The organism is Flagellimonas myxillae, assembly GCF_023502235.1.
GTDB lineage: Bacteria > Bacteroidota > Bacteroidia > Flavobacteriales > Flavobacteriaceae > Flagellimonas > Flagellimonas myxillae.
On the sequence record NZ_JAMFLY010000003.1, the window covers coordinates 1 to 20,872 of the forward strand.

17 protein-coding genes are annotated in these 20,872 nt (G+C 42.9%); 8 read left to right on the forward strand and 9 right to left on the reverse strand.

Annotated elements, in window-relative coordinates; all coding sequences use genetic code 11:
* The first annotated feature begins 100 nt into the window (after positions 1–100).
* Complete coding sequence (locus M3P07_RS12665) at positions 101–811, forward strand: SDR family oxidoreductase (protein WP_249970294.1); 711 nt, start codon at positions 101–103, stop codon at positions 809–811.
* Here the strand turns inward: M3P07_RS12665 and M3P07_RS12670 are convergent, their stop codons facing one another.
* From M3P07_RS12670 to M3P07_RS12685, 4 genes are all read right to left on the reverse strand, one after another.
* Positions 812–3,538: a PD-(D/E)XK nuclease family protein gene (locus M3P07_RS12670; protein ID WP_249970295.1), complete on the reverse strand. Its 2,727-nt coding sequence runs from the start codon at positions 3,536–3,538 to the stop codon at positions 812–814. It lies immediately after the preceding gene.
* 71 nt (positions 3,539–3,609) lie between these two features.
* Positions 3,610–4,968: an OmpA family protein gene (locus M3P07_RS12675; RefSeq protein ID WP_249970296.1), complete on the reverse strand. Its 1,359-nt coding sequence runs from the start codon at positions 4,966–4,968 to the stop codon at positions 3,610–3,612.
* A gap of 104 nt (positions 4,969–5,072) precedes the next feature.
* Complete coding sequence (kbl, locus tag M3P07_RS12680; protein WP_249970297.1) at positions 5,073–6,275, reverse strand: glycine C-acetyltransferase; 1,203 nt, start codon at positions 6,273–6,275, stop codon at positions 5,073–5,075.
* Positions 6,276–6,285: 10 nt separating this feature from the next.
* Positions 6,286–9,405, reverse strand: a complete 3,120-nt coding sequence (locus M3P07_RS12685; protein WP_249970298.1) for a UvrD-helicase domain-containing protein — start codon at positions 9,403–9,405, stop codon at positions 6,286–6,288.
* A gap of 112 nt (positions 9,406–9,517) precedes the next feature.
* Here M3P07_RS12685 and M3P07_RS12690 point away from each other — a divergent pair, with 112 nt between their 5' ends.
* Positions 9,518–10,126 (forward strand): superoxide dismutase, encoded by a 609-nt coding sequence (locus M3P07_RS12690; RefSeq protein WP_249970299.1) that lies wholly within the window; start codon positions 9,518–9,520, stop codon positions 10,124–10,126.
* 223 nt (positions 10,127–10,349) lie between these two features.
* Positions 10,350–10,700: an IPT/TIG domain-containing protein gene (locus M3P07_RS12695; RefSeq protein WP_249970300.1), complete on the forward strand. Its 351-nt coding sequence runs from the start codon at positions 10,350–10,352 to the stop codon at positions 10,698–10,700.
* A gap of 922 nt (positions 10,701–11,622) precedes the next feature.
* Here the strand turns inward: M3P07_RS12695 and M3P07_RS12700 are convergent.
* The 4 genes from M3P07_RS12700 to purN form a co-directional block, all read right to left on the reverse strand.
* Entirely contained in the window at positions 11,623–13,521 is a 1,899-nt protein-coding gene (locus tag M3P07_RS12700) for an amidophosphoribosyltransferase (RefSeq protein WP_249970301.1), read from the reverse strand.
* Positions 13,522–13,566: 45 nt separating this feature from the next.
* A complete protein-coding gene (locus tag M3P07_RS12705) occupies positions 13,567–14,493 on the reverse strand; it encodes a PfkB family carbohydrate kinase (protein ID WP_249970302.1) in 927 nt (308 codons plus the stop codon).
* 96 nt (positions 14,494–14,589) lie between these two features.
* Complete coding sequence (locus M3P07_RS12710; protein ID WP_249970303.1) at positions 14,590–15,225, reverse strand: ribonuclease H1 domain-containing protein; 636 nt, start codon at positions 15,223–15,225, stop codon at positions 14,590–14,592.
* Entirely contained in the window at positions 15,218–15,808 is a 591-nt protein-coding gene (gene purN, locus M3P07_RS12715) for a phosphoribosylglycinamide formyltransferase (protein WP_249970304.1), read from the reverse strand. The genes M3P07_RS12710 and purN overlap by 8 nt, the downstream gene beginning before the upstream one ends.
* A 143-nt stretch (positions 15,809–15,951) precedes the next feature.
* Between purN and M3P07_RS12720 the strand changes: the two genes are divergently transcribed.
* The 5 genes from M3P07_RS12720 (at position 15,952) to pyk (ending at position 20,307) form a co-directional block, all read left to right on the forward strand.
* Complete coding sequence (locus M3P07_RS12720; RefSeq protein ID WP_009778413.1) at positions 15,952–16,185, forward strand: acyl carrier protein; 234 nt, start codon at positions 15,952–15,954, stop codon at positions 16,183–16,185.
* A gap of 101 nt (positions 16,186–16,286) precedes the next feature.
* Positions 16,287–17,537: a beta-ketoacyl-ACP synthase II gene (gene fabF / locus M3P07_RS12725; protein WP_249970305.1), complete on the forward strand. Its 1,251-nt coding sequence runs from the start codon at positions 16,287–16,289 to the stop codon at positions 17,535–17,537.
* 12 nt (positions 17,538–17,549) lie between these two features.
* Positions 17,550–18,287 (forward strand): ribonuclease III, encoded by a 738-nt coding sequence (gene rnc, locus M3P07_RS12730; protein WP_249970306.1) that lies wholly within the window; start codon positions 17,550–17,552, stop codon positions 18,285–18,287.
* 110 nt (positions 18,288–18,397) lie between these two features.
* On the forward strand, positions 18,398–18,862 hold the full coding sequence (locus M3P07_RS12735) for an IPExxxVDY family protein (RefSeq protein WP_249970307.1): 465 nt from the start codon (positions 18,398–18,400) through the stop codon (positions 18,860–18,862).
* Between the two features lie 2 nt (positions 18,863–18,864).
* On the forward strand, positions 18,865–20,307 hold the full coding sequence (gene pyk / locus M3P07_RS12740) for a pyruvate kinase (protein WP_249970308.1): 1,443 nt from the start codon (positions 18,865–18,867) through the stop codon (positions 20,305–20,307).
* Here pyk and M3P07_RS12745 read toward each other — a convergent pair.
* Positions 20,304–20,825 (reverse strand): PAS domain-containing protein, encoded by a 522-nt coding sequence (locus M3P07_RS12745; RefSeq protein WP_249970309.1) that lies wholly within the window; start codon positions 20,823–20,825, stop codon positions 20,304–20,306. The genes pyk and M3P07_RS12745 overlap by 4 nt on opposite strands.
* Positions 20,826–20,872: the final 47 nt, after the last annotated feature.

A 20,872-nucleotide genomic window follows, 5' to 3' on the forward strand; every position in this document is an offset into this window, starting at 1 on the left:
TACAATCACAAGCACCTCAACTAGGGGTGCTTTTTTTATGGGGTTCGCTTTCGGGTGTAAACTTTTATGAGGAACTTGGGCTAAATCAAAAAAAGAAGTCATGGATTTAAAAGGAAAAGTAGCTTACATTACGGGAGGCACCAAAGGTATTGGTTATGGCATTGCGGAATGTCTATTAAAAGAAGGCATGAAAGTGGCCATTAGTGGCCGCAATAACATTGGCGTTGATGAAGCGGTCAAATCTTTGGGATATTCCGGGAATGTGCTTGGGCTTCAGTCCGATGTATCCACGCTATCTGATCAAATTAACGCTGTTGATTCCATTTTGGATCTTTGGGGGCGTTTGGACCTGGTTGTGGCAAATGCAGGAGTAGGACATTTTGCCCCAGTCTACGAACTGGGAGAAAAAGAGTGGCATCAAATGATGGACACCAATCTTACCGGAGCGTTTTTTACCTTAAAGGCTTCCGTAGACGCTCTCAAAAAATCAGAGGGATATTATATGACCATTGCAAGCTTGGCCGGAACCAACTTTTTTGCACAAGGAGCAGGCTATAATGCTACAAAATTTGGGGTCGTAGGATTTACCCAAGCAGCTATGTTGGATTTGAGAAAGTACAATGTAAAAGTGACCACGATCATGCCAGGGTCAGTATCCACCCATTTTAATGGCAATGAACCATCGGAAAAAGATGCTTGGAAAATTCAATCGGCGGATATAGGAAAACTGGTTGTCGACCTTTTGCATATGCACCCGAGAACGCTGCCCAGTAAAATAGAGGTGAGGCCTACACGACCGGACTTAAAATAGTTATGTATCCTTTTCCTCAAAAGGGATGTTGGGGTTGCAGATATCCAGAATTAATTGCTGAAGGTAACTTTCGAATTTGACCAATACCTCCTTGTCGATGGTCTGGGTTGCCGAGGAAAATGGAAGAAACCCTTGTCCCAAATTCTTAAAGGTGTATATACCGGCAATCATAGTATCCTGTCCAAATTTTCTTTGGTACAAATAGGCATAGCACAACAACTGAAAAGCCTTGCTCTTATCATAATTGGTAATCAGCTCGTCCCAATCTTTTACCTTGACATTTTTTGGTTCAACCTTTCCGGTTTTATAATCTACAATCCGTAATTGGCCATCAATTTGGTCCACTCTGTCCAATGTCCCCTTTAATTTGATGGGAAACCCAAGGCCAGGAACCTCAATCTCGATTTCATATTTCTCTTCCAAGGCCAAGATTTTAATTTCATGCCTTTGAATTTCCTTCAGTTCCAGATCTAAAAAGTTGTTGAGGTATTTTAGAACCACTTGGAACACCAAAAGATATCTTCCTTTTTGAATATCGACTCCTGGAAGGATTTCCTTGAACTTGGATTTTACCACGTCGGTTACCTCATTCCTTAGGCCATCTATGTTCTCCTTGGAAAGTGTTGTGTTGATTAGCGGATCATATAATTTTTCAAGACTATCGTGAATGATGGTTCCGAAGGTATTGGCCGCAATAGTTTCCTCAACATCCTCTGTATCGTATATTTTAAGGATGTTCCTTTTGTAGAAGTCCATTGGGTTCCTAACATAGTTAGTGAGGGAAGTTGGTGAAAACCCTCTACTGGCAAAAGCGGTTATGTCCTTGAGGAGACTTTCACTTTTTTCAATCCGACATGTATCGGTGGGGACAATTTCGACGGACGGAGAGGCAATGGAATGGGTAAGGTTATTGGCAATATTACCATCTGCCAACAGTTGTGAGATCAACCTGCTTTTTTCTCCCCCTTCCAAAACATCCGGTTCTGTGTTGTAAAGCAGATGAACGTTTTTGGCTCGTTGTATCAAACGGTAAAAATGATAAGTGTAAATAGCGTCTTTTTCCTTGTATGTGGGCAATCCAAATTCCCGTTTTACATCGAATGGGAAGAAGGAATTATTGGATTTTCCCGAGGGCAGAATACCTTCGTTGACCGAGGCAATGATGACTGTTTCAAAATCAAGGTTTCTACTTTCGAGCATGCCCATAATCTGCAAGCCCGAAAGTGGTTCACCTACAAAATCTGCCGTTTCTGATGCGGCCAGTTGTTTAAAAAAGCCCTTGATGGACTTGAGGGCGGTGAGAAAGGTTACCTTCTCTATTTGCTGTTTTAACTGGTTGAACAGATTGTAGAACCGGTATAAATATTCCAGCTCTATCTGTGCTTTGTTTTGCTGATGGATTGACTTTAACTTTTGGATGAGCAAAAGGCAGTGATCTATCCAATTCGCTGCAGTTGGATTACTGTTGGGGAATATCAGAGAAATAAGTTCCGTTTGATGCGCATAGTTCTGAAAATATCCTTGATGCAGATAGAGCCGATTGTTTTGTTTGATATCTTTTGTTATCATGGACACGATATCCACTTCTTCGTACAGTGATAAGGTGTTGGTGAAGGGATTGGAGAAAAAGGAAAGGATATCGGCATAAAACCAACCTTTTTCGGTGGATGATAACTGAAGGTCCAAATGGGATAAAAAGAAGGAGTACAACACCGTTTTGTTCAAAGGTTGCCCCATGGTAATGTTTACCTGCTGTATAGCTGATGGGATGGCTTGAAGTGTCGGATTCAACAATGTTTCATCTGCCAGGACCAACGCTGTGTTTTGAAGCCCAACTGTTGAATCCATATGAATTTGTGACAATAGGTTTCCAATATATTGAGCTTGGCTTATGCTTTTTGGAACGCCTGTTATGGAAATATTCTTTGGGCCTAAAAAATTGTCTTGGATTCCACGGAGTGGCTGGTCTTGGTAATACCCCCAGTGCTGTTTATAGCCTCGAATAAAAAGACCGGCATCGTGAATGGTGTCTTCCAGAAAATAGGAGTCAATATCCCAATAGATGGTATTGCTAGGATGTGACAAATAGTGTTGTATTATTTGCTCTTCAGCGGTATTGAGCGCATTAAAACCGATAAATACGATAGGCGCCTCCTCAAAAAGAACGGCACCAGAAGCAACGTTTTCGGCCGCTGTTCTGTAGATAAGGCCTTGATTCCCTTTTCGCTCCTGCAGAAGTTGGGAGCTGAAGGCATTGTACAAGCCATGAAGATTGTTCCAAAATTTAAGATAGTTACGAACCAGTTCTGAAGTGTTATTTTGTAGCGACCAATGGTTGAGCTCCTTTACTGCGGACATATAGGAGAGAATATCCTTGGGAGGGATAAGATACCGATCTATTTCGTTAAAATCCTGTAACAAGGTTTGTCCCCATTTAAGAAACGTATCAAAATCGTCGGGATCCTGGGCTATTGTTTGGCGATACACCCCATACAGGCGCAGAAGAAGATCTACGTTGGATGCTGTGGATAGGCCAGAGATTTTCGTGATAAAATCTTCAATGGAAAGTATTCGAGGACCAAATACACTTTTGCCCAGTACTTTGGAGATATGTTTTTTAAGAAAGGTACCAGACCGTTTACTTGGGAGTACAAAGGTGCAATTTGGAATATTGACCTGCTTTGAATGAAGGTCCTTTAATACATATTCGAGAAAGCTGTTTTGCATGGATTAAAAATAAAAAAGGCTCCCGATATTATCGGGAGCCTTTTTTCAAAGAAACTTTAAGTTCCTCTTTATTATTTGATCAAGTTGATTTCAACTCGTCTGTTTTGCGTTCTACCAGCTCTTGTGTTGTTGGTAGCGATAGGCTTGTCCTCACCGTATCCGATAGCAGTCAATCTACCTGCAGAAATTCCTTTGTCAATCAAGAAATCACGAACGGAGTTAGCTCTCTTTTCAGATAGGGATTGGTTCAATTTAGAACTACCTACACTATCAGTGTGACCTTCAACGGTAAACTTAGCGTTAGGATACTCGTTCAAGATTTGGATGATATCAACCATAACTGAAGTAGACTCAGCTTTGATGGAAGATTTACCAGTATCGAACAAGATAGTTCTAGCGTAGTCGTTCAACTGCTTCTGAACTTCTTCAGTAACTTCAGGACAACCGTTGTTGGCAACTGTACCAGCTACGTCAGGACACTGATCGTCTTTGTCAAGTACGCTGTCACCATCTTTATCTGGCCATGGGCATCCGTTGTTCTCAGCAGGACCAGCTTCGTTAACACACTGATCATCTTTGTCAGCTACACCGTCACCGTCAGCATCAGGACAACCGGCCAAAGCAGCAAGTCCAGCTTCGCTTGGACAAGCGTCATCTTTGTCAGCAATTCCGTCACCATCAGCGTCAGGACAACCGTTCATTTCTTTAGAACCAGCTTCGTTAGGGCAGCTATCTTTGCTATCCTCGATTCCGTCACCGTCAGCATCAGGACAACCGTTGAAAGCTTCCAAACCAGCTACTTCTGGACAAGCATCGTCCTTGTCGTAAATTCCGTCACCATCAGTATCGGTACCACCGAATTTGATGCTGATACCTGCCATGTGCTGGAAGTGTCTTACTAGGTAATCTTCGAAAGCATGCTTGTATTGGGTTTGAAGGGTAAGACCGATATTTTCGGAAAACCATACGTTTACACCAATACCACCGTTAACTGTACCAGCTCCAATTTCATCAACCCAAGTGTAACCACCACCAATCTCTGCAAAAGGATCAATTGTAGTGTTTCTTAGGAAGTTGTATTTGATGGTACCATCAACAGCGTAGTGAGAAAGATCATCAATTGACTGATCTCCATTTTTCTCAAGTCTGTTCAAGGAACCACGTGCTCCAATGGAGAATCCATCTCCTACATATTTAGAAACAGCCACATATGATACGGAAGGCAAGATGTTCCAGTGATCAGATACATTAAAGTACTCATCAAATAACGTAGTACTTGATGCTGGGTTGTTCTCATCGTTTGTAGGGTAGGTGTCAATGGCGTTTACCCCAAAACTGATCTGCCATGGATTATTCTCGTCTTGCGCTTGTACGTTGTTAAAACCCAAAAAGACTAGGGCAACAACTAATAATTTGCTAAGATGTTTCATGCTCAAAATTTTAAGTTTAAGTGTTTATCAGCAGCAAATGTAAGTTGTTAAGACTTATTAACAAAATCAATTTTTCTTTTTTTTTGGCGCATTACATAGAACTTTTAGTGCATTTCAACGATTTTTAATGCTTTTCCAACTTCAGTAAAGGCAGCGATGGCTTTGTCCAAATGTTCCTTCTCGTGGGCCGCCGATAATTGTACCCGGATTCTGGCCTTTCCTTTGGGGACCACCGGATAAAAGAATCCGATGACATATATTCCTTTTTCGAGCAACATATCCGCCATTTGCTGCGATAATTTGGCATCGTAGAGCATTACCGGTACGATTGCTGAGTCCCCATCAATTATATCGAACCCAGCTTTTTTCATGCCTTCTTTAAAGTATTCGGTGTTTTTTTGAAGTTTGTCCCGGAGGGTTGTATCCTTGTCCAACATCTCAAAAACCTTAATCGAAGCCCCTACAATGGCTGGTGCAAGCGAGTTGGAGAACAAGTATGGGCGAGAGCGTTGCCGAAGTATTTCTATGATTTCCTTTTTCCCGGTGGTATAACCACCCATAGCTCCACCCAAAGCTTTTCCAAGGGTACCCGTAATAATGTCTATGCGGTCCAGTACCCCTTTTTCTTCGAGGGTACCCCGTCCGGTTTCACCAATAAACCCAGCGGAATGACATTCGTCAATCATCACAAGGGCATCGTATTTATCCGCCAAATCACAGATTTTGTCCAAAGGTGCCAATAAACCATCCATGGAAAACACCCCGTCCGTGACAATAATTCTAAACCGCGAACCATCCGCATGGCTTTGCTTGAGTTGGGTTTCCAATTCTTCCATATCATTATTGGCATATCGGTAACGGCTTGCTTTGCATAGGCGAACCCCATCAATTATGGAAGCATGGTTCAGGGAATCAGATATAATGGCGTCCTCTGCCGTAAGCAAAGGTTCAAAAACACCGCCATTGGCATCAAAGGCCGCGGCATATAATATGGTATCCTCCGTACCATAAAAATCTGCGATTTTTTGCTCCAATGTTTTATGGATATCCTGGGTGCCACAAATAAATCGAACAGAAGACATTCCAAAACCATGGGTGTCCAAGGTGTCTTTTGCGGCTTGGATAACATCGGGGTGGGACGAAAGCCCCAAATAATTGTTGGCGCAAAAGTTGATCACCTCTTCTCCTGTCGATATTTTGATCACTGCATCTTGCGGGGAAGTGATTATCCGTTCTTTCTTAAAAAGGCCGGCCTCTTTAATGTTGTCCAACTCTTGGGATAAGTGTTCTTTTAGTTTTCCGTACATAGTTATTTGTTTAAAGGAAAAGGGGTTTTATTTCGTGGTCAATATATACAATAATAATATGTCCAAGGGTATAGCCCATGGTTTTTAATGCGTCCGCATATTCCATGATCTGCGCTTTGTGCGAAGGGGAAGGTTTTCCCGTTTTGTAATCCATAATTGTGGCTTCACTTCCCTTCAGAACAATACGGTCCGGTCGCAGGATTTTTCCATCTTCCATTAATATTTCCTGTTCGTTCAGCACCTGAAATTCTGATGTGAAATATGCACTTAATTGCGGATGCCGGACCACCTCCTTAATTTTTTGGGAAACAAATTCATAAGACGCTTTCGGGAGTTCCCCATTTTCTTGAAGTTGTTCCAACACTTTTGGGATGTCTCCCACTGTTTCGATTTGACTTAAAACATGATGGATCAGGTTCCCGTGCTCCATAGCTTTTTGCTGTTCCTCGTCCCATAAACTTCCCAAGCGGGTCGAAATTACAAACCCTTGATCTCCTTTGCCCCGTGAAACAAATGGAATATGGGAGCTTTTCAAACTTCCGTCAGATGAGTTTTCCATACCTGAAGGCAACGCCCCAAATGCATAGGTATCCTGTTGTTCCAATCCTTGATGTTGAAGAAAGTAACGGAACAGATCAGCATACGATGAACATTGATCCGGCGAGCTAACGGCCTTACCGGATTCTGAAAAGACAAAAAGTCCTTTTTCGGCTCGAGTAAGGGCAACATACAGCACATTCATGGCGTCGAGCTCGGTCTTTTCTTCCTCCTCTAGAAAAACCGAGGATGCAACATCATTGTATTGCGACATTTCCTTTTTGGTATTGATAAGGAATTCATCTAGACCCAACTCTTTTTCTGAATCGGTGGCCGGCAACCATGATTTTTTACCCCTTCCTGAGGTGTCTATTCTGGCATTGGCAAAGGGAAAGATCACAATGGGAAACTCAAGCCCCTTGGATTTATGAATGGTCATGATCTTTATCGCATCAATGTGTTCTGGTGCGGCGATGGACAATTTGTCCTTTTTTTGTTCCCAATACTTAAGAAAAGCATGCACTCCCGGACCTTCACGCTTTTCAACGATCAAAACCTCATCCAACAGAAAAGTTAAATAGGCATGGGATTGGTGTGAAAGATCAAATTGCACTATGGCACGCTCTAGAATGGCAAGCACGGAACGGCTTTTTAGTTCTTGAATGGAGAAACCACAGGCTTCAGACAAGAGTTCTTCTATTTGATTTAGGTGCGAAGCAATAAAATGATGTACATCCGGTTTGTTTCGGGATAAATAGAGCAATAGTTCGTATGCTGATTCTTGGTCATTGGGGTTTTCCACAACCTTTAACAGGGAAATTAGAAAAGCAACGGTTGGACTTGCCTTTAGCAATAGGGATTCAGAGGAAATAATGGGAACCTGGTGTTCCGAGAGAAAGTTGGCCAACAATGATCCATGGTCGTTCTTGCGCACCAGAATACAGATATCCGAATATCGGTAGTCCTTTTGGCGAACCTCTTGGATGGTTTGCAGTACTTGTTCGCAATAGGCCGCATCTTTGTTTTCCACCTCATCCCCTAAAAACGAAAGCTGAACATATCCGCCTTTTTTTGCCGTGGGTTTTTGCTGGCATCCTTGCAAAAAGAGCTTGCGGTAATCCTCATTTTGTAAAAATGGGGCAACAACATTGAAAAAGCGATTGTTGAACTGGATGATTTCATCATAGCTTCTCCAATTGGTGTCCAAGGAAAACAGCTCGGGCCTTATGGAAAATGGTTGGTCCTTTTGGTTGATTAGATCAAGCAGCTGTTCGGCCCTACCTCCCCGCCATCGATAGATGGCCTGTTTTACATCTCCTACCAAGAATAAGGAACCATGTTCGTTTTTCTCGTTAACACTTTCGAGGGCGTTACCGATCAGCGGCACTAAATTTTCCCATTGTACCTGGGAGGTGTCCTGGAATTCGTCAATAAAGTAATGTCGGTACTTTTCGCCCATGCGTTCGTAGATAAAGGGGACCGGTTGGTTTCGTACTTGTTTGGACAAAAGGGTGTTCAGGGCCGAGATGGGAATAACTTCCCGGTCGAGTTCAATGCTTTTTATTTCCCTGGCGATTTCGTTCAACAGCGTTAATGGAACGATATTACCATAGATGTTTTTCAGGTAGCTTCGCTGAAAAAGGATTTTTTTGATGCCTGAAAACTTATCGAATACAAACTGGCATAATTGTGTAGTATCCCGCTTGTCCGCAGTCTTTAAGATACGCCCCTCTTGAAGTGAATCCTCCAATTTGTTTGCGTACAAAGCCCTGGTGTTGAACTCCCCATTTACTACTTTCTTAAAATGGTTGGGAAGGGTTTTTCTTGGGAAATCTTCATGTAGAAAGCCTTGCTTTTCAATTTCGACAAGGACCTCATCGGCTTTTTTAATGGCACTTGCCTCGAGCTCCTTGATCTGTTTCGAAATTTGGCGTTGGACCTGTTTAAAATCTCCAAGGGTTTTAGATTTTAAGGAGTCAAGGTGGTTCGAATGGCCTTCTTGAAAAAGTAATTTTCCTATTTCTGCCAGATCTCGGCTAATGTCCCAACTTTTGTCCTCATCAATTTTCTCCAACGAAAAAGCGATCAAGGCTTGGGTAAGGTCATCGTCCCCGCTCGCCCGATCTAGCAAACGTCCGACAGCCTCGTGCAGTAAAAGATCGGTGTCCAGTTCCACTTCAAAATTTTGGGAAAGCTGTAAGTCCCGTGCAAAGGTTTTAATGATCTTGTGGTTGAACTTGTCAATCGTGGAGATTTCAAAAAAGGAATAGTTGTGCAAAATATGCTGTAGCACAATTTTGGCCCTTTGCTGTAACTGCTGTTCACTAAAACCCAATTCTTGGCAGATTTCATTAAAAAGGGAACCTCTGTCTGTGGACTGCTTATCCTTGCCAAATTCAAACAGACTATCAAGGATTCTGGACTTCATTTCACCCACTGCCTTATTGGTGAAGGTTATGGCTAAAATCTGTCGGAATTTTATGGGAGAGGCATCTTTCAGCAGCAATAAAAGATACTCCTTGGTCAAGGAATAGGTTTTACCGGAACCTGCAGATGCGCTGAATATTTTAAACTGGGAAGTCTCCAAAACCATTTTCCCGCAAATTACGGATTACCAGCCTTAACTTAATATGGGATAGCATGAAATATATGGCATAAAGCCGTATTTTTACAGGAATCATTAATAACTTAAAAACAATACAATTATGGCTTTTGATTTACCAAAATTACCCTATGCATACGATGCCTTGGAGCCACATATAGATGCCAGGACCATGGAAATCCATCATACCAAACACCACAATGGTTATACCACTAAATTGAACGGCGCCATTGCCGGAACCGATTTGGAAGGAAAGAGCATTGAGGATATTTTAACCGGGTTGGACATGTCCAATGGCGCGGTTAGGAACAACGGGGGTGGCTACTACAATCACTGTCTGTTCTGGGAGGTAATGTCTCCCGATGGCGGGGGTGCCCCAAGTGGGGATTTGGCCGCTGCGATTGACGATGCCTTTGGTTCTTTCGATGCTTTTAAGGAGCAGTTCAGCGCTGCCGCCGGTACCCGATTTGGCTCTGGATGGGCATGGCTTTGTGTGCACAAAGGAGGGAAGTTGGAGATTTGCTCCACACCCAACCAAGACAACCCATTGATGCCGGATACCGGTTGTGCAGGACACCCAATTTTGGGCTTGGACGTTTGGGAACACGCCTACTATCTTAACTATCAGAACCGCAGACCCGATTATGTGGCCGCATTTTTTAATGTGATCAACTGGGACAAGGTTTCGGAAGGTTACGCAGGCAATAAATAGTTAAAGATTATCATTCGATAATAAGGGGGCCGCTTTAGCGGCCCTTTTTTTTGCGTCAGTTCGAGTGTCCCGAACAAAGTTCGGGATGTATTGAGAACCCATCTCTCGAGAGGGGCCGCGGGTGTGTATGGCCGCAAAACCCCCATCCGTCAATTGAAAAGGAGTATCTGTCAATTTACGGGGTACAAATAGCCCTTGTTCCTTTTCCTTTATGGTCGTAACCATGAAGAAAGTCCTTTTCAAGCTAGATTTCTGTTTAGGTTTAGTTGCAGTTTTGTTGCTGAGTTGCTGCAGTACCAATGATGGCACTGACCCTATAAGACAAACCCAAATATTTAGTATTGATCCAACCAGTGGAACTGTTGGTGAATATGTGGTTATTGAAGGAAAGGATTTTGGAGACAGAATGGAAGGTAATATAGTAAAGTTTAATGGCGTTCAGGCTTCCATTTTAACCGCTAGTACCTCAAGATTGGTGGTTTATGTACCAACAAATGCAACCACGGGGCCAATTTCGGTAAAGGTAGATACTAGGATTGCTAAGAGTGAGGTAGACTTTATGGTAAAGCCATAGAAATTCAAATAAAGAAGATGAAGCCCCTAGGTAAGAATGACTTATCCCATCTTCATAAAATATTTTTTTGGGGTAATTGGATTTTTTTCATTTGGGGGCCGTTAACACGGCCCCTTTTTTGGTTCCTAAATACCCCAAATAGAAAAGGGCGAGGAAGCCCTCACCCTTTTCGTCCCAAATCTTACCATAAACTTAACCTACTTATGCTATGGCGAAACTAAATTACTGGTATTGTGAGAAATAACAAAAGTTTTTGAGGAAATTTTTGATTTTCACCGAAAAAATTAAAGAAAATTTAAAGGGGAAAAATGGTAAATCGTTGGGAGTCAAACATAAAGAAGGCGGACAATGTCCGCCTTCTTTCCCCAAATCTTACCATGAACTTAACCTACTTATGCTATGGTGATCCAAATGTAATGCAGGGTGGCGGTTTTGGAACAAGTTTTTGGATGAAACCCCAGTTAATTGGGTGAACGGACAAGATGGGTGTTGGAGGGTATCGGAATCAAAGAAAAGGATTACAGGAATCTGTGGAAACCCCCAAAAAATAAAGCGACCGGAGTGATCCCCGGTCGCTTTCCCCAAATCTTACCATGAACTTAACCTACTTATGCTATGGTCCTCCAAATGTAAGGCAGCACCCCTCTTTTGAAAAAAGCTTTTAGATAAACGTCCAGTTGTTTGGCTGAAATACAATTCCTGTGGAAAAAGACTACGGGTAACGTGGGGGAGCGGGAAGTATAAAATAAAAAAGGTGGAATAGCTTCCACCTTTTTTGCCCCAAATCTTACCATGAACTTAACCTACTTATGCTATGGCAATACTAAAGTAGGTTTGTGTGCCCCCTAGATGGCAAAAACCCGTTCATCTACACGTTTCATCGATGAAATGCACAGACCATCTTTCCGGCAACCTTTAAATTTTAATAGGCGCGTTGGTTCTTCCCTTCATAGAAATTTATAAAGGCCCTATTAACCACTCGATTACCACCTGGGGTAGGATAATTTCCAGTGAAATACCAATCTCCTAAATTTTTGGGACAAGCTTGGTGAAGTCCTTCAATACTTTGGTAGATTATGTCCACCTCGGCCTTAATTCCTGGAGGACTCAGAATTTCTGCAATCTTTTTAGATATCTGATCGGCGGTAAAGGGAGCATAAAACTCTTTTACGTAGTTAACTACTTCCTTGTCTTGAGATTTAGTTTGTGTTAGGCACTTTTCATAGATCTCCTTGATCTTGTCTGTAGTGCCGTGGTCTTCATGTAAGGCCTGGGCCGCCTTAAAGGCTACAAAATCCTCCAGTTTGGCCATGTCTATGCCGTAACAATCTGGATATCTTATCTGTGGAGCGGAAGAAACAACAATGATTTTCCTTGGAGAGAGACGGTCGAGTATTTTAAGTATACTCTTCTTTAACGTGGTCCCCCGAACAATACTGTCATCAATAATGACCAGGTGGTCTCCCTTCTCGACCGAGCCATAAGAGATATCATAAACGTGTGCGACCAAATCGTCCCTGCTGCTATCTTGGGTAATAAAGGTTCTGAGCTTGGCATCTTTGATTGCCACCTTCTCAATTCGGGGACGCACGTCCAAAATTTTGTGGAGCTCCTCTCCAGAAATATTTGGCCCTAGGGCCAGGATTTGTTCTTCCTTAAGTTTGTTGAGGTAGTTCTGCGCTTCTTTGACCATCCCAAAAAAGGAAGTTTCCGCAGTATTGGGAATATAGGAAAAAACCGTGTTGACCAAATCGTTGTTTATGGACTTAAGAATTTGTGGGAAGACCAATTTCCCCAACATTTTTCTTTCCTGATAGATTTCCTTATCACTTCCCCTGGAGAAATAAATGCGCTCAAAGGAACAAGCCTTTCTTTCGGTAGGTTCCTGGATTTGCTCCAAATGGACATCACCTCTTTTTTTGATGATCAACGCATGTCCTGGATCTAGTTCCTTGACCGAATCATAGGGCACATTGAATACGGTTTGTATGGCCGGGCGTTCCGAAGCTACCACCACAACCTCATCGTCTTTGTAATAATAAGCGGGTCGAATCCCAGCGGGATCCCGTACAACAAACCCATCACCATGACCCAACAGACCGCCCATGGTATAACCTCCATCCCAGTTTTTGGAGGCCTTTCTCAGTATTTTGGCGACATTAAGCCGTTCCGCAATAAGGGGTGAAGCTTCCCTTTTGTTATATCCTTCCTTCTTGATTTGTTTGTACAATTTGGCAACGGCATCGTCCAAAAAATGTCCGATTTTTTCCATTACGGTTACCGTATCTGCCATTTCCTTCGGATGCTGGCCCAAGGTGACGAGGTTCTCGAACAATTCGTTCACATTGGTCATATTAAAGTTCCCCGCAACAATTAGGTTACGGTGCATCCAGTTGTTTTGCCTTAAAAACGGGTGAACACTTTCGATACTGTTCTTCCCAAAAGTTCCATACCGAACATGCCCCATTAACAGTTCCCCTATATAAGGAATGTTACTTTTCTGCAGCTCCACATCATTTTCCAAACCAGGATTTTGTTCCAGAGCGGTATTGATACGGTCGTTAATTTGGGCAAATATGTCCTGGATGGGCTGTTGCTGTGCGGAGCGTACCCGACTCATATAGCGCTCCCCGGGTTTCATATCCATTTTTATACTGGCAAACCCTGCGCCATCCTGACCTCTATTGTGCTGTTTTTCCATCATGAGGTACATCTTGTTTACCCCATAAAAAGCAGTACCGTATTTTTTCTTGTAGTACTCCAGTGGTTTAAGCAATCGGATCATGGATAATCCGCATTCGTGCTTAATAGCATCACTCATAACAAACCAAAATAAAAAAGCCCCGAAACGTTTCAGGGCAGATGTCTATGTTAATTCAATATTGAACTGTGTCAATTCCTTAAACTGCATAAGGCGGTTTCTTACCTCATGCTTTTCCAGGCCGATCATACGTTCCGTTCCAAAGCGCTCCACACAAAAGGAAGCCAAATTAGATCCGTGAATGATGGCGTTCTTTAAACTTTCAAAGGAGATGTTCTCCGCTTCGGCCAAGTAACCTGCAAAGCCCCCGGCAAAGGTATCACCAGCTCCTGTTGGATCAAATACCTCTTTTAAGGGTAAAGCCGGTGCAAAGAACACATGTTCGTTATGGAACAATAGCGCTCCATGCTCCCCTTTTTTGATCACCACATATTTTGGACCCATTTCATGGATTTTGGCCGCGGCCTTTACCAAAGAATACTCATTGGTCATCTGCCGTGCCTCTTCATCGTTAATGGTGATCACATCAATTTTTGCAATCATCTCCACCAACTCGTCCCAAGTATGGTTCATCCAATAGTTCATGGTATCGGCTATAATAAGTTTTGGTCGTTCTTCCATCTGGGCGATTACACCCAATTGGATGTTGGGATGTAGATTTCCCAACATTACCACATCCGCATCTTTAAAACTATCCGGGACAATGGGATTAAAGTCGGCCATGGTATTGAGCTCCGTGACCAAGGTATCCCTAGAATTTAGATCATTGTGGTATTTTCCCTTCCAATAAAAGGTTTTACCCCCTTTGACCACTTCAATGCCGGAAATATCGATGTTGTGATCGGTAAACAAATCCAAGTATTCTTGTGGAAAATCATCACCCACAACCGAAACAACGGCAGACTCCACCTTGAATTGGGACGCGGCCAAGCCGATAAAGGTTCCGGCGCCGCCCAAAATCCTGTCACTCTTTCCAAATGGCGTTTCAATGTCATCAAAAGCCACACTGCCAACAATCAGCAATTTGCCCATTCACTAAAATTTGCTGCAAATATACGGTTACATATTCCATTTCCCAGCACTTGGCATTTAATTAAGAAAATGAGGGAAAACTCTTGGTGTGCCCATCTACTTTCTTCCAAAATCCGCAGGAATTTCGCCCCAAGCCTTGGTTTCCCATTTTACAATGGGGGTATTGTACTTATTTTTCTTTAGCCACACTTCCGCCCGCTCTATAAGTTCAAAAAGTTTGGCGTTTTTATTGTTCTTCTGCAGTTTGGTGCCACATTTTTTCTTTCGTACCCAACCAATGGCAATTCTAGAATCGGAATAGATGATCCGTTCACTTTTTCGTTCCTTTAAAAAGGCTAGTCCGTGTACCAAGGCCAAAAACTCACCTATATTATTGGTGCCTTGCTCAAATGGCCCTTGTTTAAAAAGCAACTTTTTGGTTTTGGTGTCCACACCCTGGTATTCCATTTTACCAGGATTACCACTGGAAGCGGCATCCACGGAGATGGAATTGTAATTGGGGTCACCAATCTTCAGTAGTTCTTCGGGAGAAAGTTCTTTTTCCTTTTGCCCCTTTCCTTTATAATCGGAATAGTTGCCGTTAAAAGCTTTTTTGGCATCTGCAAACAGGGAAAAGGATTTGTACTGTGCCCCTTTGAACCCCTCAATCTGGGCCTTGCAATCATCCCAAGACTCGTAAATACCTGGGCGTTTGCCTTTCCAGACCACATAGAACTTTTTCTTTTTAGCCATGTTGCTGCAACAATTTTTCAATCACTTTGGGAAAGTGTTCGTACTCCAACTGGTGCACTTTTTGGGCAATGGTGTCCGGAGTATCATTGGCGGTCAATGCGGTTTTGGCCTGAAAGATAATGGAGCCTTCATCATAATTGGCGTTAACATGGTGTATGGTGATTCCTGTCTCTTCCTCTTCATTTTCCCTTACCGCTTGGTGAACCTTGGAACCATACATTCCCTTGCCGCCATACTTTGGAAGCAAAGCAGGATGAATATTGATAATTTCATTTGGAAATGCCTGGATAAAACTTTCAGGAATCTTCCAAAGGAATCCAGCCAAAACTATAAGGTCGGGGGCAAGGCCTTGGATGACCTGCAATAAATTGTTGCTTCCGGAGAAGGCTTCCCTGTTAAAGCTATAGGCCGGAATCCCCAATCTTTCACACCTGTCCAAAACCTGCGCGGTCCTTTTATTTGTGAATACCGCAGCAACCTTGGCGGTTTTTCGCTCCTCGAAGTAGGTGATAATGTTTTCGGCATTAGATCCGCTGCCGGATGCTAGAATGACCAACTGTTTTACAAAGGGTTTCTCCTGCAAATCGCTATACTTGTTTACTGGGCTAAATTACTGCACACTTGTGTAATATGTTTAATTTGAGGGACATTTTATCGACAAATGGTGTATTTAATCCAAAGTTTTATATTTTTGCCCCGATTAAAATTTTTAAAACCGATATAATTATGTCAGACATTGCATCAAGAGTAAAGGCTATCATCGTTGATAAACTAGGAGTTGATGAAAATGAAGTAGTAGCGGAAGCTAGCTTTACCAACGATTTGGGCGCAGATTCCTTGGACACTGTTGAGCTTATCATGGAATTTGAAAAGGAATTTGACATTCAAATCCCAGATGACCAGGCAGAAAACATTGCAACTGTTGGTCAAGCCATTAGCTATATAGAAGAAGCGAAGTAATTTTATGATATTTTACTAAAGATTTTAAATTATCCATGTGATGATCATCACATGGATAATTTTTTTTTAATTTAGGTTCATAAGGGTTAAAAAATAGTTCAATGCAGATAAAGCGAGTTGTGGTTACAGGAATGGGTGCGCTGACGCCCATCGGTAACAATTTGGAGGCTTATTGGGAAGGACTAAGGACTGGAAAGAGCGGTTGTGCTCCCATAACGTATTTCGATACCGAAAAGTTCAAGACCAAGTTTGCCTGCGAACTTAAAGGCTATGATCCCTCAGATTATTTTGATAGAAAGGAAGCCAGAAAACTTGACCGTTTTGCGCAATACGCACTGGTATCCTCCGACGAAGCCATAGCGGATTCCGGAATTGACCTGGAAACCATTGACAAGTTTAGGGTCGGGGTTGTTTGGGGCGCCGGTATTGGCGGTTTGGAAACCTTTCAGAATGAGATGATTGGTTATGCCGGAGGGGATGGTACCCCTAGGTTCAACCCGTTCTTTATTCCTAAAATGATTGCGGATATCGCACCAGGGAACATCTCCATTAAGCATGGATTTATGGGCCCTAATTATACCACAGTTTCTGCCTGTGCCTCTTCTGCCAATGCCATGATCGATGCGCTAAACTACATTCGATTGGGACATTGTGATGTTATTGTAACAGGAGGTAGTGAGGCTGCAGTGACCATCGCAGGAATGGGTGGTTTTAATGCCATGCATGCCCTATCCACAAGAAACGACAGCCCAGAATCTGCATCAAGACCATTTGATGCCACAAGGGACGGTTTTGTATTGGGTGAAGGGGCTGGTGCCCTTATCCTGGAAGAATATGAGCACGCCAAGGCGAGAGGTGCTAAAATCTATGCCGAGGTTGTAGGTGGAGGCCTGTCTAGCGACGCCCATCACATGACTGCGCCGCATCCGGAAGGAGTTGGTGTGGTAAGGGTAATGGAAAACTGTCTGGAAAATGCTGGGTTAAAACCAGAAGATGTGGATGCTATCAACACGCACGGAACATCAACACCTTTGGGGGATGTTGCAGAGTTGAAGGCAATTTCCAAAGTATTTGGAGCACATGCCAGTAACATCAATATCAATTCCACAAAGTCCATGACCGGACATTTGTTGGGAGCAGCTGGGGCCATTGAGGCCATTGCTTCCATCCTGGCCATGGAGCATAGTATTGTTCCCCCGACCATTAACCATAGTGTGGTGGACGAGAACATCGACCCTTCCTTTAACTTGACCCTTAACAAGGCGCAGGAGCGGGAGGTAAATGTTGCCATGAGCAATACTTTTGGCTTTGGCGGACACAATGCCTGTGTATTGTTCAAAAAAATAGGGTAGCTTTGTAGTACAATGAAATTCCCCTCCAAAATATTCAATTCCCATCCCAAACCGGATGGGGATTTTTTTTTGGGCATTAAATCAATTCTTGGATTTAAACCCCGGGACCTTGACATCTATAAAAAGGCGTTCCTGCATCGTTCCGTAAATAAGCGGGACAAAGAGGGCAATCCTATGAACTACGAACGGCTGGAATTTCTCGGCGATGCCATGTTGGGAACCATAATTTCCAAACATTTGTACAATGAGGTTCCCGGTGGGGATGAGGGCTATCTCACAAAAATGCGCTCCAAGATTGTAAGCCGAAAGCACCTGAACGAACTCGGTAAGGACCTGAAACTACTGAAGTACGTTGAGAGCAGAATCCCCAAATCACACTTTGGGGAAAATATTCATGGTAATGTATTCGAAGCTTTGGTCGGCGCCATTTACTTGGACAGGGGTTATGCATATTGTGAAAAGTTCATCAACAGCAGGGTTATACAACCCTATGTGGACATTGAGCAATTGGAAGGCAAGGTGATCAGCTATAAAAGCTTGTTGATCGAGTGGTGCCAAAAACAGAAAAAAACCTTCCACTATGAAGTGTATGAGGATACAGGGAATGACGAACTAAAACACTTTGCGGTTAAACTCACCATTAACGACAGAATTATGGCCAAAGCCAGGGCCACTTCCAAAAAAAAGGCCGAAGAAAAGGCTTCCAAAAGGGCTTATTTTGCACTGCAGAGCAGAATAGAAAATGGGTGATGCCGAATTGTGCCATCTCAAACGTTTTCGTTGTCTTTTAAACTGTATTATATCGCCTAGGCTAGGCTAGCAAAGGGAATAGGAGTATATTTACAGCTCGCTTAATCGACATGTTGACGACACATAGGATATCGGAGGATTTTTATGACGACAATTTTCAGCTCATCGCTATTCACAGTGGCCTGGAAGATTTTGCTTTGGGCTATGCCATAAACGCTGCTTGCGGCACGAAATTGGGTAGAAGGGAAAGCGATCTAAAATTTAGTCAGAATATCACCTTTTCCGTGTACGACTGGGATGATGAACTGAGCGATACGTTTTGGACACTGATTTCCAACAAATGTGCTATTGAAGAAACCATTCCTTCGGATGGGCTTTTCCAGGATAGAACTTCGTTAAGAACGGAATATCTGATCAAGGAACGCAAAGAAGTTGATTATCTATTAAAGGTTGATGGGGTGGATGGCCCTACCTTGGTCCAACAGATAAAATCCATCAATACAATTGCCAAAGTGGTCACAGCATATCCACTTGAAACACAAACTTTGAAATCAAAAAGAAACCTAATTTTTTAACCATGCCAACCGTTAAGAAAACAAAAATAGTAGCCACGCTTGGACCAGCCACGAGCAAGAAGGAGGTACTGAAGGAAATGATGCAAGCCGGGGTGGACGTATTTAGAATAAATTTCTCCCACGCCTCCCATGACGATGTGGCTGAGCGAATTAGGCTAATCCGGGAATTGAACGATGAACTTGAGACCAATACGGCTATTCTTGCCGATTTACAGGGGCCAAAATTAAGGGTCGGTGTAATGGGCGGCGAAGCCGTGGTTGCTCCAGGCGACGAGATTACTTTTGCCACCGGCGAACCTTTTGAAGGAAGCGCAAAAAGGGTTTATATGAACTATGCGAACTTCCCTCGTGATGTAAAACCGGGAGAGCGTATTTTGTTGGACGATGGGAAATTGATCTTTGAGGTAAAATCGACCAATGGAAACGATGAGGTTACTGCTGTTGTTGTGCAAGGAGGTCCCTTGAAATCCAAAAAAGGGGTGAACCTTCCCAACACCGATATTTCACTTCCGGCCCTTACCGAAAAGGATGTAAAAGATGCGGAATTTGCCATTTCCCAAGAGGTGGATTGGATGGCGCTGTCGTTTGTTCGCCATAGCCAGGATCTAATGGATCTGCAAAACCTTATCAATAAACATTCAGAACACAAGATTCCGATCATTGCCAAAATTGAAAAGCCAGAGGCCGTAGACAATATCGATAAAATTGTGGCCTATTGTGATGGTTTAATGGTAGCCCGTGGGGATTTGGGGGTGGAGATTCCTGCCCATGAAGTTCCGTTGATTCAAAAACAACTGGTTTTACGTGCTAAGAAAGCAAGAATCCCTGTAATCATTGCCACACAAATGATGGAGACGATGATCACCAGTTTGACACCAACCCGAGCAGAGGTCAACGACGTGGCCAACTCGGTGATGGATGGTGCAGATGCTGTTATGCTTTCTGGAGAAACTTCGGTGGGTAACTACCCAGTGCAGGTTATTGAAAAAATGGCGAGTATACTAACCAGTGTTGAAAGTTCCAATCTCATAACCGTACCACAGACACCACCTCATATTCGAACCAAAAGATACATTACCAAGTCCGTTTGCTACCATGCGGCGATCATGGCCAACGAAATAGAAGCCAAAGCAATATCCACCCTAACCAATAGTGGTTACACGGCATTCCAAATTTCTGCTTGGAGGCCAAGTGCACATATTTTGGTCTTTACATCCAACAGGAGGATCTTGACCCAATTAAACCTTTTGTGGGGCGTGAAAGCATTCTTGTATGATAAATATGTTTCTACGGATGAAACTATCGAGGATGTAAACCAAATTGCTTGTAAAAAGGGATATTTGGATGTGGGCGATATGCTGATCAGTTTGGCTGCCATGCCCATTAAGGACAAAGGAATGGTGAATACCCTGCGTGTAACTGAAATCGAAACCTGTAGTTTCTAGGCTACCTCTTTTTCGAAAGCAATAAAATTTACCAGTTTGCCCGCCCTGTCAAATACAGGGCTGCTTTTGATATGGCATTCATATCGGGAGCCATCCTTCCTGTAATTGGTCAAGGTAACTTCAAAGGACTCTTGCTTTTTTATTGCTGTGGAGACTTGTTTTGTGGTGTCCCTGCAAGTGGCTTCGCCTTGAAACATTTTGGGCTTTTTTCCCAAAACCTCAAAGGGTTGGTAGCCATTCATTTCAACCATGTTTTGAGTGGCATACACAATATTTAATTGAGGGTCGGTGACCACAACTACATGGTTCTCTTTTAGAATTTCATCATTGAAATTTGCACTTAGGTGCCACTTGGCGTTGGAAGCCAATTGGCTTAACCCTTGAATGTCACCTAGATTTTTTGAAAGGGCATCAAAAAACTGGGCAAAAAAATCCATGGAGTTTAATGGATATCCTTTAATCTCCATTTGGCCATAAAAATTATGGGCTGCCTCGTCATAAAATCGCATCTTTTCCATACCCAATACTATAAAAAGGAACGGTAGTGCTAAAATCCTAGGGCAAC